General features: G+C 71.5%; 13 protein-coding genes. 3 read left to right on the plus strand and 10 right to left on the minus strand.

Annotated elements, in window-relative coordinates; all coding sequences use genetic code 11:
- Positions 1-4 precede the first annotated feature (4 nt).
- From OHN19_RS14335 to OHN19_RS14345, 3 genes are all read right to left on the minus strand, one after another.
- Complete coding sequence (locus tag OHN19_RS14335) at positions 5-682, minus strand: AIM24 family protein (protein WP_330264562.1); 678 nt, start codon at positions 680-682, stop codon at positions 5-7.
- Positions 683-686: 4 nt separating this feature from the next.
- The gene (locus OHN19_RS14340; RefSeq protein WP_330264563.1) at positions 687-2,300 is read right to left on the minus strand and encodes a TerD family protein; all 1,614 of its coding nucleotides are present in this window, start codon (positions 2,298-2,300) and stop codon (positions 687-689) included.
- Positions 2,301-2,415: 115 nt separating this feature from the next.
- Positions 2,416-3,012 carry a M48 family metallopeptidase gene (locus tag OHN19_RS14345; RefSeq protein WP_330264564.1) on the minus strand — a complete coding sequence of 199 codons (597 nt, stop codon included), beginning with the start codon at positions 3,010-3,012 and terminating at the stop codon, positions 2,416-2,418.
- A 260-nt stretch (positions 3,013-3,272) separates the two neighbouring features.
- On the opposite strand from OHN19_RS14345, the gene OHN19_RS14350 reads away from it, so the two are divergent.
- Together OHN19_RS14350 and OHN19_RS14355 are read left to right on the plus strand one after the other, a co-directional pair.
- The gene (locus tag OHN19_RS14350; protein WP_330269610.1) at positions 3,273-4,490 is read left to right on the plus strand and encodes a TOMM precursor leader peptide-binding protein; all 1,218 of its coding nucleotides are present in this window, start codon (positions 3,273-3,275) and stop codon (positions 4,488-4,490) included.
- Positions 4,483-5,853 (plus strand): AarF/ABC1/UbiB kinase family protein, encoded by a 1,371-nt coding sequence (locus tag OHN19_RS14355; protein ID WP_330264565.1) that lies wholly within the window; start codon positions 4,483-4,485, stop codon positions 5,851-5,853. The genes OHN19_RS14350 and OHN19_RS14355 overlap by 8 nt, the downstream gene beginning before the upstream one ends.
- A 13-nt stretch (positions 5,854-5,866) precedes the next feature.
- On the opposite strand, the gene OHN19_RS14360 is transcribed toward OHN19_RS14355, so the two are convergent.
- From OHN19_RS14360 to OHN19_RS14380, 5 genes are all read right to left on the minus strand, one after another.
- Entirely contained in the window at positions 5,867-6,064 is a 198-nt protein-coding gene (locus OHN19_RS14360) for a hypothetical protein (protein WP_330264566.1), read from the minus strand.
- 103 nt (positions 6,065-6,167) lie between these two features.
- The gene (locus OHN19_RS14365; RefSeq protein WP_330264567.1) at positions 6,168-6,494 is read right to left on the minus strand and encodes a hypothetical protein; all 327 of its coding nucleotides are present in this window, start codon (positions 6,492-6,494) and stop codon (positions 6,168-6,170) included.
- Positions 6,491-6,859, minus strand: coding sequence for a WhiB family transcriptional regulator (locus OHN19_RS14370; protein WP_020119791.1), 369 nt, complete (start codon positions 6,857-6,859; stop codon positions 6,491-6,493). The genes OHN19_RS14365 and OHN19_RS14370 overlap by 4 nt, the downstream gene beginning before the upstream one ends.
- Before the next feature lie 175 nt (positions 6,860-7,034).
- On the minus strand, positions 7,035-7,358 hold the full coding sequence (locus tag OHN19_RS14375) for a hypothetical protein (protein WP_330264568.1): 324 nt from the start codon (positions 7,356-7,358) through the stop codon (positions 7,035-7,037).
- 169 nt (positions 7,359-7,527) lie between these two features.
- On the minus strand, positions 7,528-9,822 hold the full coding sequence (locus tag OHN19_RS14380; protein WP_330264569.1) for an ATP-dependent DNA helicase UvrD2: 2,295 nt from the start codon (positions 9,820-9,822) through the stop codon (positions 7,528-7,530).
- Between the two features lie 84 nt (positions 9,823-9,906).
- Here OHN19_RS14380 and OHN19_RS14385 point away from each other — a divergent pair, with 84 nt between their 5' ends.
- A complete protein-coding gene (locus OHN19_RS14385; protein WP_123762935.1) occupies positions 9,907-10,149 on the plus strand; it encodes a mycoredoxin in 243 nt (80 codons plus the stop codon).
- Between the two features lie 90 nt (positions 10,150-10,239).
- Here the strand turns inward: OHN19_RS14385 and nudC are convergent, their stop codons facing one another.
- Together nudC and OHN19_RS14395 are read right to left on the minus strand one after the other, a co-directional pair.
- Positions 10,240-11,184 carry an NAD(+) diphosphatase gene (gene nudC, locus OHN19_RS14390; protein WP_330264570.1) on the minus strand — a complete coding sequence of 315 codons (945 nt, stop codon included), beginning with the start codon at positions 11,182-11,184 and terminating at the stop codon, positions 10,240-10,242.
- A 73-nt stretch (positions 11,185-11,257) separates the two neighbouring features.
- Positions 11,258-12,661, minus strand: coding sequence for a dipeptidase (locus OHN19_RS14395; RefSeq protein WP_330264571.1), 1,404 nt, complete (start codon positions 12,659-12,661; stop codon positions 11,258-11,260).
- Position 12,662 lies beyond the last annotated feature (1 nt).

Consider the following 12,662-nt stretch of genomic DNA (forward strand, 5'->3'; position numbering starts at 1 on the left):
CCCCTCAGCCCCGGATCTTGAATCGGTCGCCGGTGTCCTCGCTCGGCTGGACGACGACGAAGCCCTGTCCCTTGAAGCCGATCTGGAAGGCCTCGCCGCTGCCGCGGCCGATGAGGGCGCTCGCCTTGATGGTGCGGCGGGCCTTCATCTCCATGCCGGTCGTCCAGGCGACGAGCGCGTCCGGGTCGACGTAGGTCTCGCGCTCGGCGCAGTCCAGGGCCATCGGGATGCCCCGGCTGACCAGGGCGACCCAGCCGGTGCCCTTGACGACCAGGTTGGTCAGGCCGGAACCGGACAGCTTGGCGAGCCCCTTGACCGGCTCGATGGCCAGTTCCAGCGAGGCGTCGCAGGCCAGCAGGGTGGCGCCGTTGACGGACAGCGCTTCGCCGTTGAGGTGCAGGACGAGGATGTCGCCGCCGTAGTCGGCGAGGTACAGGTCGCCGTCACCGCGGGCCAGCATCAGCCGGCCGCCCTCGCCGGTGACCATCTCCTCCGCCGAGCGGCGCAGGCTCGCGGGGGCCCCGTCGAACTGCACGTAGCCGTCGTAGGCGATCATCGAGCCGGCCTTGGCGATCAGGTCCTGCCCGGTGACCATGGTGACCTTGAGCGTCTTGGAGCTGTGCACACTCATGCGGACGCCGGTCGCGGCGGCGCGGTGCGCACTCAGAGTCTGGGAGTCCATGGCCTCACACCTCGAAGGGCTGTACGACGACGAAGTTGCCGGGGGCGCCGCGGAACTGGAGGTTCACGGCCTCGGTGGTCTGCCGGGCGTACCCGGAGCGGCGCAGCCTGAGCGAGGTCGTGGTGACCGCCTGGGCACCGGCGGACCAGGCGATGACGGCGTTGCCGTCGACGTAGGTGGCCGCGCCGACCGGGAGGACGACGGGCACACCGCGGGTCTTGACGACGACCGCGCCGGTGCCGGAGAAGAGCATGCTGAAGAAGCCCCCGCCGGGCAGTCCCGCGCCCTCGATGCGGCGGACCTCGGTCTCCAGGGTCTCGTCGAAGGCCAGTACGCCCTGGGCGCTGGTGTAGAGCTGCTCGCCCTGGAGGCGGATCACGAAGACCCGGCTGGCCTCGTCGGCGAGGAACACCTCGCCGTTGCCGGTGCAGCGCATCAGGGACATGCCCTGGCCGGTGAGCGCGCCGGTGAGCTTGCCGAGCAGTCCCGAGCCCTTGTGGGCGAAGTCGATGTCGCCCTGGTAGGCGACCATGCTGCCCTGCTTGGCGAGGATGGGCGCGTCCTTGGTGAGGGTGGCCCGCACCAGGTTGGCGTTCTGCTCCGTCCAGCGGTCGCCGACGGGGGCTTCCGCGTACTTCGTCAGGACGACCCGGACATTCGCCTCCGGCGGCACGGGGGCGAGCTGGGTGCCGCCGCCGAAGGGCTGCGCCTGACCGGGGAACGCGCCGGGCGCTCCGGGGGGCGCGAACTGACCGGCGACGGCGCCCGGAGGCGTGAACTGGCCGGCGGGTGCGCCGGGGGGCGCGTACTGGTTCGCCGGGGGTGCTCCGGGCGGCGCGTACTGGCCCGCCGGAGGTGCTCCGGGAGGGGTGAACGTCTGCCCGGGAGGGGTGAACGTCTGCGGGCTCGTCGGCGCGGCGGGCGCGGGCGCCGGCGCGGCAGGAGTGGTCGGGGCCGGGGCGGGTGCCGGGGGCGCGCCGAACGAGGGCGCCGGGGCGGGCGCGGCGGCCTGCGGGGGCGGGGCGAAGGCCGGTGCCTGGGACTGGGCCGGGACGCCGGGCTGGGGCGCGGCCTCCGGTGCGGACTCCTCCTCGGCGACCTCGCCGCCGAAGTTCCTCAGCAGTGCCTCCAGACCGCCGTCGAAGCCCTGGCCGACCGCGGCGAACCGCCAGACGTCCTTCAGGTACAGGTCGCCCACCATCACGGCCCGCTCGGTGGAGAACTCGCTGCCGTCGAACGAGTACCGGGCCACTTCCTCGCCGCCCGCGACGATCCGGAGATAGCCGGGGGCGATCTGCGACATCTGGCCGTCGCCGTCGATCGTCGCGGTGAACGACAACTTCTGAATCCGTGACGGAATCTGGTCGAGCGTGACCCGGAACGACTCCGTGTCGCCGGACTGCGCACCCAGAAGCTGGATGGAGTCCTCGGGGGACTTCGGCTGGTTGAAGAAGATGAAGTACCGGTCGTCGGAGAGCCGTTCCTCGGCGTCGAGGCCGAAGCAGCTGATGTCGAAGGTCAGTCCGGGGCCGGAGATCTGTACGCCCACGTACAGGTCCGTGCCCGCGGTCAGGTCACTGATCTTGGCCTTGTGGCCGCGTTGGAATTCCCTGGCCATGCGTAACGACCGTCCCCCATCCCGAATGCGAGTGCGTCGCGACAGGCTAACGGCAAAGTCCGACACCGACGCAGGTCGGTACAGATCCGGTACAAAAACCCGTTCGGGTCGGTGGTCACTCCCCGCGTGTGGACGGCGGATGCGGCAACCGGTCCGCGGCGACCACGCCTTCCAGGTAGCCCTTGGCCCGCTCGGTGCGCGGATACGCCTCCAGCAGCCGCCAGAACCGGGGCCCGTGACCGGGCACCAGCAGGTGCGCGAGCTCGTGGAGCAGCACGTAGTCGACGACGTACTCCGGCATCCCCTGGAGCCGGTGCGACAGCCGGATGCTGCCCTCGGACGGGGTGCACGAGCCCCAGCGCGTGTTCTGGTTGGTGACCCAGCGCACCGAGGCGGGCCGTGCCCTGCCGTCGAAGTACTGCGCCGACAGCCGCCGGGCCCGCTCGGAGAGCTCGGCGTCGCCCAGCACCCGTTTGCTCTCCTGCGCGGCCAGCTTGTCGAGCATGACGCTGACCCAGCGCTGCTCCTCGGCCTCGGACATCCGGGCAGGGATGAGCACGACGGTGCGATCGCCCTCGCGGTACGCGGAGACCGTCCGGCGTCGACGGCTGCTCCTGCGCACCTCGATCGCGCTCGCCCCCGAGCCGCTCGGCGGCTGGCTCGTCGTGCTGCGCTGTGGCGTTCCGGCGCTGTGCAGTGGGTCGGCGGGCACGCCCCGACGTTACCCGCTGCACACGGGGGAAGTCCCGACTCCGGGACGGTTCGGTTCCGATCGCCCACCATGCGTCTGATTTGTACGACGAACAGCCCTCACCTGTGGACAACTTTCGGCACGTGTGGGCCGGGTCGGGGCATGCTGGCACCGCCGCCGGGACCGCGACCGACCATCGCCCGGCTCCGGCGGTGGACGGGGATGATCTACGAGGGCTACGGGGGCCTGTCATGGAAGCAGTGGTTCCGCCGGCACACACCATGGTTCCGCGGATGAAGCCCGCGCTGCGGCGCGGCTGGCGCGATCTCAACACCGTGCAGTTCGGGATGACCCCTGCGCACGCGATGACGCTGGGCCCGATGGACACGGCGACGGGCAGCTTCCTGGACCTGCTCAACGGCACGCGCGGCCTCGCGCTGCTGCGGGAGGAGGCGCGCCGGATGGATCTTCCCGAGGGTCATGTCGACTCGCTGGTGGACCGGCTCGCCCGGGCCGGGCTCGTCGAGGACGCGAAGGGCGGCGGGCCGGCCGCGGACGCACTGCGCGGCAAGAAGGAGGTCCTCGACCGGCTGGCGCCCGACCTCGCGTCCCTCTCCCTGACCACGTCGGAACCGGGCGACGCGATCAGGCTGCTGGCCGCCCGCCGGTCACTGCGCGTGCAGGTCAGGGGAGCCGGCCGCGTGGGCGTGGCGCTGGCGGCGGTGCTCTCGGGCGCCGGGGTGGGAGAGGTCGACGTGCGGGACTACGGCCGGGTCGAACCAGGGGACGTGGCCCCGGGCGGACTGCCCGCCGCGTCCGTCGGTGACCGCAGGGACACGGCCGCACGCCGGGCGGTGTCCGCGGCGGCTCCGGGCCGTGCGCCGCGCCGCGCTGCCCGGGCCGCGACAGGAGCGGACGACCCCGGCTTCTCCCTGGTGATCCTCACCCCGCGGGACGATGTCGACGTGTACGCGCCCGCCCCGGCCGTCGCCGAACCCCTCGTCCGGTCCGGGACACCCCATCTGTACGCGGGAGTGGTCGAGGCGACCGGAGTGGTCGGCCCCTTCGTCCTGCCGGGCGAGACGGGCTGCGCGGGCTGTCTGCACGAGACGCGGACCGACCGGGACCGGGCCTGGCCCCGGCTGGTCACCCAGTGGCGCTCGGGCAGCAGGCCCACGCAGGCCCGCCCCTGCGACCTGGCGCTGGCCACGACCGTCGCGGGACTGGCGGCCGCACACGCCCTCGCCTTCCTGGACGGCCGGGTCCCGTCGAGCGCGGGTGCCCGCTGGGAGGTGTCCCTGCCCGGTCTGACCTGGCACGCGCGACCGGTGTGGCCGCATTCCGCATGCCCGTGCGGGGCCGCGGAGAAAGGTAAGGGAGAACACACCTCCAAGGAGGAGGCTGCACACGAGACAATGACGGTGCAAGGGTCGTCGGGAACGTCGTGCCGCAAGGCAACCGCACCACGGCCTGCTGGGACCTGGAGGGCGCATGTCTGATCTTCCCCGGAAGGCGGTCACCCGGACCGCCAAACTCGCCGCGCTCCCGCTCGGCTTCGCCGGGCGGGCCACCTGGGGACTCGGCAAGCGGATCGTGGGCGAGTCCGCGGAGATCGTCGGCCGCGAACTGCAACAGCGCACCGCCGACCAGCTGTTCAAGGTGCTCGGAGAGCTCAAGGGCGGGGCCATGAAGTTCGGCCAGGCCCTGTCCGTCTTCGAGTCGGCGCTCCCCGAGGAGGTCGCCGGTCCCTACCGCGCGGCCCTGACCAAGCTGCAGGAGGCGGCACCTCCGATGCCCACCCGCACCGTGCACACGGTGCTCGAGGAGCGGCTGGGCGAGGACTGGCAGGAGCTGTTCGCCGAGTTCGACGACAAGCCCTCCGCGGCGGCGTCGATCGGCCAGGTGCACCGGGCCGTGTGGCACGACGGGCGCGAGGTGGCGGTCAAGGTCCAGTACCCGGGGGCCGGTGAGGCCCTGCTGTCCGACCTGAACCAACTGGGCCGCTTCGCCCGCCTGCTGGGGCCCCTCGTACCCGGCATCGACATCAAGCCCCTCATCAACGAGTTGCGCGACCGGGTCTCGGAGGAACTCGACTACGGTCTGGAGGCCCAGGCCCAGCAGACCCACGCCGAGGAGTTCGCCGACGACCCGGACGTCGTGGTGCCGGCGGTGGTCCACCAGAGCGAGCAGGTCCTGATCACGGAGTGGATCGACGGCGTCCCGCTGTCGGAGGTGATCGCCGACGGCACCCAGGAGCAGCGCGACCGCGCCGGCCAGCTCCTGGCCCGTTTCCTCTTCTCCGGCCCCGCCCGCACCGGTCTCCTGCACGCCGACCCGCACCCCGGCAACTTCCGTCTCCTGCCCGGTGGCCCCGACGGCGAGGACGACTGGCGCCTGGGTGTCCTGGACTTCGGCACGGTCGACCGGCTCCCCGGGGGTCTGCCGGACACCATCGGCACGTCCCTGCGCATGACGCTGGACGGCGACGCCGAGGCGGTCTACGAACTCCTGCGCACCGAGGGCTTCGTGAAGGACTCGATAGAGCTGGACCCGGACGCCGTCCTCGACTACCTCCTGCCGATCATCGAACCGGCGGTGGTCGACGAGTTCACCTTCACCCGCGGCTGGATGCGCAGCCAGGCCGCCCGGATCGCCGACCCGCGCTCCCCCGCCCACCAGCTGGGCAAGCAGCTCAACCTCCCCCCGGCCTACCTGCTGATCCACCGGGTGACCCTGAGCACCATCGGTGTCCTGTGCCAGCTGGGCGCCGCGGTCCGCCTGCGCGAGGAACTGGAGGAGTGGCTCCCGGGGTTCCTGCCGGAGGACGAGAGCGGCGAGGAGGAGTCGGCCGCGGAGGCGTGACGCCCGACCCGTCCTACCACCAGGCCGAGTCGAGCCTCCCCTCGATGGACCGGAGGTTCTCCCGGGAGCAGGTGTCGCAGAAGTACTGGCGGACGCCGTTCTCCACGGAGCAGGTCCAGGTGGGCACGAGACCCTCGGCCCGCGTGCCGCAGCGGGCACACACGAGGGGCTCCGTCTCGCTGTCGCCACCGTCCCCGGGAACACTCGTCACCCTTCGACGATAAGCCGAGTTCGCGGCTTCGGTGCGGACAACGCACCGCGGGGGCCGGTCCGTTCGGACGGACCGGCCCCCGCGGGGGTACTACCGGGTCGGATTACTGCATGACGGCCATGGCGAGCGCACGGCGAGCACGCATGGAGGCGCGCTCGGCCCGGCGCTGCATCCGGCGGGCACTCGCCAGGCGGATCGCCCGGCGTTCCTGCTCGGCCTCATGCAGCCGGTCGTGCATATGCGCACGAGCCAGGGCTTCTGGGATGAGTTGCATCTCTCGGGTCCTGTTCTGACGCGAGTCGATCGCGCCGGTGGTGGTGAAGTCTGGAATCGCGGAGCCTGCGGGCTCGCTGGTGGACGGCTTCATCGGGGCCTGCTTCTTGGGGTCGTTCGTGAGGGGGCGGTCGATCGTTCCTGCGATGGTGTTCATGCCGTGACCGGGTTCTTGCGCGGGCGGCCACGCGGCCGCTTCCGGGCTACGACGACACCCTGGACGAACAGCTCGCCACCCCAGACGCCCCAGGGCTCACGCCGCTCCTTGGCGCCGGCGAGGCAGGCCTCCATCAGCGGGCAGGTGCGGCAGAGGGACTTGGCGTACTCGACGTCGGCCGGCGACTCGGCGAAGAAGACCTCCGGGTCGTAGGAACGGCAGGGGACGGGTACGCCGAGGTTCTCGATGGCGTCGTCGAGCGCGGTGAGCGCCGTGAGCGGGATCAAGGTGGAGTCCTCCGTGAGGCCGGGCGGGGGGATCGTTTCGGAAGGCGGTACGGACGGGGCGTGCGCTTCGAGTTGCACGGTTCGTCTTCCTCGTCTGTCGGTCCGGCCCTGTTGGACCGGTAGTCGGCTTGGTACCGGGTTCTTTTCTTGTCCCGAGGCCCCTTCGCTCCGCTCTCCCCGTTCGGGGAAAACAGAAGGGCCGCGGATCCCGGATGGGGTTCCGCGGCCCTGAAGGCGCCGGCCTGATCGATGATCAGGCTGGATCACTCCAGGGTTCTGGCCCACGGAAGGCCCACATCAGGTGGTGCTGCGTCGTCTGCTTCCGGAATCCGGCACCGGCCGCCGCAAAGGCATAGGCATGGGCCTGTGCCACTACTGCTTCCAGTGCCTTGGTCGGTCGCTCATTGCGCTCACGGACGGGAAGGACCGCGAGAGACAGGGCGGACGCCGGACGCGCGGCAGGAATGCCGGACAGACCGGTGCCCAGGTTCGAGACGCCGAGCATGCACGTGGAGACGACCGAGCGATCGGTCATTTTGGCGGTGTTGACGGCCTTGCTGCTGTTGATGCTGATCACTTCAATCGCCTCCTCTCGGCGTCTAAGGGGACTGCGGCGCGAGCCGCTGTCCGACGGATATGCAAGTAGAACACGGAATCGGGGCCTCCGAGAAGGCCTCCGTCCCCGTGGCTAAGAACCTATGGGGATTCCCGGGGCATGCGCAAACTATTTTTCCGACGAGTTCGGATCAGTCCTCGTCTTCTTCCTGCGCGACCTCCTGGCCTGCGCAGATGGCCAGCACATCGGCTCCGTAACGGTTCAGCTTGCGCAGGCCGACGCCCGGGATCCGGGTCAGTTCCTGCTCGTCGTCGGGGACGGCCTCGGCGATCGCCATCAGGGTCTTGTCGGTGAAGACGCAGAAGGCAGGCTGTCCGCTGCGCTCAGCCTGCACGGCCCGCCACTCACGCAGCCGCTCGTAGAGCCCCTCGTCCATGTCGGAGGGACAGTCCTCGCAACGCATCAGCTTCATCTCGCCCGCGTCGGTGAGCGTGCGCCCGCAGACCCGGCAGCGCGCCGGGGTGCGCCGGGTGCGTCTCGGGGCGGCGCCCGCGGGGGTCGAGAAGCCGCGCTCCACACCTCCGGGCCCGCCCGCGGCGGCTCGCCCCGCGGTGGCGGTGGAACCGGGGCGCAGTCCGTCGAGGAAGCGGCTGGGACGGCGGTTGGGGCGGCCGCCGGGCGACCGGGAGAGCGACCAGGAGACGTGGAGGCGCTCGCGGGCGCGGGTGACGCCGACATAGAGGAGTCGGCGCTCCTCCTCGATCTGCTCGTCGGTCTTGGCGTAGGTGATCGGCATCATGCCCTCGGCGACCCCGACCAGGAACACGGCGTCCCACTCCAGGCCCTTGGCGGAGTGCAGGGAGGCCAGGGTGACGCCCTCGACGGTCGGGGCGTGCTGGGCGCCGGCCCGCTCGTCGAGTTCGGCCACGAGGTCGTTGAGGGTGGCGCCGGGGCGGGCGGCGGCGAAGTCCTGGGCGAGGTTCACCAGGGCGGCCAGCGACTCCCAGCGCTCCCTGACGGCCCCGGAGCCGGCCGGCGGTTCGCTGGTCCACCCCTCGCCCGACAGCACGGCTCGCACCTGGGAGGGCAGGTCGACGGCGTCGTCGAGCCGGGAGTCGTTGCCGCCGAAGCGGGCCGAGCCCCGGAGGTTGACGATGGCCCTGCGGACCTCGGGCCGGTCGAAGAACCGCTCGGCACCGCGCAGCTGGTAGGGCACTCCGGCGTCGGCCAGGGCCTGTTCGTAAGTCTCGGACTGGGAGTTGGTGCGGAACAGGATCGCGATCTCACTGGCCCGCACACCGGCGTCCATGAGGTCCCGGATGCGTCGGGCGGCCCCCTCGGCCTCGGCGGGCTCGTCGGTGTACTCGGTGTAGACGGGCTCGGGGCCCGGCCGGCGCTGGGAGATCAGTTCCAGCCGGTGGTCGGCGGCGCGGCCGCGGGCCTGGGCGAGCAGGCCGTTGGCGAGGTGGACGACCTGGGGCGTGGAGCGGTAGTCGCGGACCAGCTTGACGACGGTGGCCCCGGGGTGGCGGGTGCGGAAGTCGAGCAGATGGTCGGGAGTTGCTCCTGTGAAGGAGTAGATCGTCTGGCTGGCGTCGCCGACCACGCACAGGCTGTCCCGCCGCCCGAGCCACAGTTCGAGCAGGCGCTGCTGGAGGGGGCTGACGTCCTGGTACTCGTCGACGACGAAGTGCTGGTACTGGGAACGGACCTGGTCGGCGATGTCCTGCCGGTCCTGGAGGATGGCGACGGTCAGCAGCAGCACGTCCTCGAAGTCGATGACGGACCGCTCGCGCTTGAGGTCCTCGTAGGCGGCGTAGAGCTGGGCGATCTCGGCGGCGGCACGGGGGGTCTCGCGGCCGGCCTTCGCGGCTGCGAGGGCGTAGTCGGCGGGCACGGTCTGGGTGACCTTGGACCACTCGATCTCGCCGGTGACGTCCCGCAGCTCGCCCCGGTCAAGGCGGATGCGGCAGGTGGCGGCCGCGTCGGCGACGAGCTGGATCTTGCGGTCGACGAGTCGGGGCATGGACCCGCCGACGGCTTTCGGCCAGAAGTACTGGAGCTGGCGCAGGGCGGCCGAGTGGAACGTGCGCGCCTGGACGCCCGACGCCCCGAGCTGGCGCAGCCGGCCGCGCATCTCCCCGGCGGCCCGGTTGGTGAAGGTGACGGCCAGCACGCTGGAGGGCTGGAGGATCCCGGCCCGCACCCCGTAGGCGATGCGATGGGTGATGGCCCGCGTCTTGCCGGTGCCGGCGCCCGCCAGCACGCACACCGGCCCGTGCAGCGAGGTGGCCACCTCGCGCTGCTCGGGGTCGAGCCCTTCGAGCACGGCGTCGGCCGAGTCCGGTGTGCGCGGGAAGAGCGTGGAATGCGTTGCTGCTGTCACACCGCCATGCTGCCAGGTCGGCGGAGACGGGTGAGCCGGTTGTCCACAGGCAACCGGCCGCAGTCGTACTAATGCGGCAGGCGTCACCTCGCCGGGCATCCGGGGCCGGGAATTGCGCCCCGGTCCCTTACGTTCCCCTACAGGACGAGCTCTTCCCCGAGTCACCGAAGGAGCGCGCGAGACATGCAGGGCACTGTGACGATGTACAGCACCACCTGGTGCGGTTACTGCCAGCGGCTGAAGAAGCAGCTGGACCGCGAGGGCATCGCGTACACCGAGATCAACATCGAGCAGGACCCGGCGTCCGCGGCGTTCGTGGAGAAGGCGAACGGCGGCAACCAGACGGTTCCGACCGTGCTGTTCGGAGACGGCTCGACCCTGACGAACCCGTCGCTGGCACAGGTCAAGCAGAAGATCGGCGCGTAGTCCGCACCGCGGACGTGCTGTCCGGAAGGCGGTCCCTGAGGCGCTTCAGGGGCCGCCTTCCGCTGTTCACGCGCCGATGACGCGGCTGCCTCAGACGAAGCTCCTCGTCGGCAGCGGCTTGCCGTACCAGAGTTCGATCAGGCGGGCCGCGATCGAGATGCCGTACGGCGGGAGGACCTCGCCGGACTCGAAGGCGGCCTGGAGTTCGTCGCGGGAGAACCAGCGGGCCTCGTGGATCTCGTCACCGTCGACATTGATGTCGGTGGAGGTGGCGCGGGCCATGAAGCCGAGCATGAGGCTGGAGGGGAACGGCCAGGGCTGGCTGGCGACGTACTCGACCGGGCCGACGGTGATGCCGGCCTCCTCGAAGACCTCGCGCCGCACCGACTGCTCGATGGACTCGCCCGGCTCGACGAACCCGGCCAGCGTCGAGAAGCGGCCCTCCGGCCAGTGCACCTGGCGGCCCAGCAGAATGCGGTCCTGGTCGTCGGTGACGGCCATGATCACGGCCGGGTCGGTGCGCGGGTAGTGCTCGGCGCCGCAGGCGGGGCAGCGGCGGATGTGGCCGGCCGCTGCGATGACCGTGCGCTCACCGCAGCGCGAGCAGAAGCGGTGGGTGCGCTGCCAGTTCTCCAGCCCGACCGCGTGCACCATCAGGCCCGCCTCACGCGCGGACAGCAGCAGACCCGCCTCGCGCAGTCCCGCCGGGCGCGCGGACTGGTCGATACGACCGGGCAGGGCGTCCTTCTGGAGCGCGAAGTAGCGCACGCCCTCCTCGTCGATGCCGAGGAAGTAGCGGTGCGCTTCGGTCAGCGGAGCCTCGAAGGCCGGGGTCATGACGAGTTCGGTACGGCCGTCCGCCGTCTCGTCTATCAGGACCTGACCGCCGGAGACCACGAAGCAGCGGGTCGTGGGGTGGCTCCACGCCGCCGCGAGCCAGGCCTCGTCGAGCCGGTGGTGTGCGGCGCGGTCGATGCCACTGGGGGCGGTGAGCGAGACAGGACGGTCGGCGGTGTGGTCGGTCCAGGTGGTCACGGGTGCTTCCAACTCCCCCGGTGCAGCGGATTGTTTCGGCGGGCGGTTCGGCGGGACGTACGACGCGGGACGCTCAGGGCGCATGGCTGAAGTTCTCGGCGAGGTCACCCCACAGGTACGCGGAGGTCTCGACGCCCTTGAGGAGCAGGTCGAGCTCGACCTTTTCGTTCGGCGCGTGCCAGCCGTCGGAGGGGACGGAGATGCCGAGGAACAGCACGGGTGCGCCGAGGACTTCCTGGAGGTCGGCGGCGGGGCCCGAGCCGCCCTCACGGGTGAAGCGGACCGGCTGGTCGAAGGCACGGGCCATGGCCCGTACGACGGACTGGAGGGCCGGGTGGTCCAGCGGGGTCAGACACGGGCGCGTGCCGGCGCCGAAGGTGATCTCCGGGCGGATCCCGGCGGGCACCTGTGCCGTGGCCCAGTCGCGGACGGCCTTCTCGATGTGGTCGGGGTCCTGCCCGGCGACCAGCCGGAAGGAGATCTTGACCATCGCGGAGGACGGGACGATCGTCTTGCTGCCGGGGCCCTGGTAGCCGCCGCCGATGCCGTTGACCTCGGCGGTGGGGCGGGCCCAGACGCGCTCCAGGGTGGTGTGCCCGGCCTCCCCGAGGGTGGCGTACGACTTGGCGGTGCGCAGCCACCGCTCCTCGTCGAAGGGCAGCTCGGCGAAGAGCTCCCGTTCACGGTCGGTGAGTTCGACGATGCCGTCGTAGAAGCCGGGGATCGCCACACGCGTGTGCTCGTCGTGCAGGGCGGCGACGAGGCGGGCGACGGCGGTGGCCGGGTTGGGGACGGCGCCGCCGAAGGAGCCGGAGTGGATGTCCTGGTCGGGGCCGTGCAGGACGATCTCGCACTCGGCGAGGCCGCGCATGCCCGTGCAGACCGTGGGGGTGTTCTCGTCCCACATGCCGGTGTCGGAGACGATCACCGCGTCGGCGGTGAGCCGCTCCTCACGCTCCTCGACGAGGGCGCGGAAGTGCGGGGAGCCGGACTCCTCCTCGCCCTCGATCAGCAGCTTCAGGTGCACGGCCGGGGCGGTGCGGCCGGTCGCCGCGAGGTGGGCGCGGACGCCGAGGGTGTGGAAGAAGACCTGGCCCTTGTCGTCGGCGGCCCCGCGCGCGTAGAGGCGGTTGTCCCGGACGACCGGCTCGAAGGGGTCGCTGTCCCAGCCGTCCTCGCGGGCGGCGGGCTGGACGTCGTGGTGGCCGTAGACGAGGACCGTGGGCGCCGCGGGGTCCTGTGCGGGCCACTCGGCGAAGACGGCGGGCGCGCCCGGGGTCTCCCAGACCTCGGCCGTGGGGAAACCGGTCTCCCTTAGCTTGGCGGCGAGCCAGTCGGCGCTGCGGCGTACATCGGGTCCGTGGTCGGGCTGGGCGGAGACGGACGGGATGCGCAGCCATTCGGCGAGGTCGTCGAGGAAGGCGGCGCGGTGCTGCTCGATGTACGTACGGACGGCGCTGTCCGGGGTCTGGCTCATG

The organism is Streptomyces griseorubiginosus, from assembly GCF_036345115.1.
Classification (GTDB): Bacteria; Actinomycetota; Actinomycetes; order Streptomycetales; family Streptomycetaceae; genus Streptomyces; species Streptomyces griseorubiginosus_C.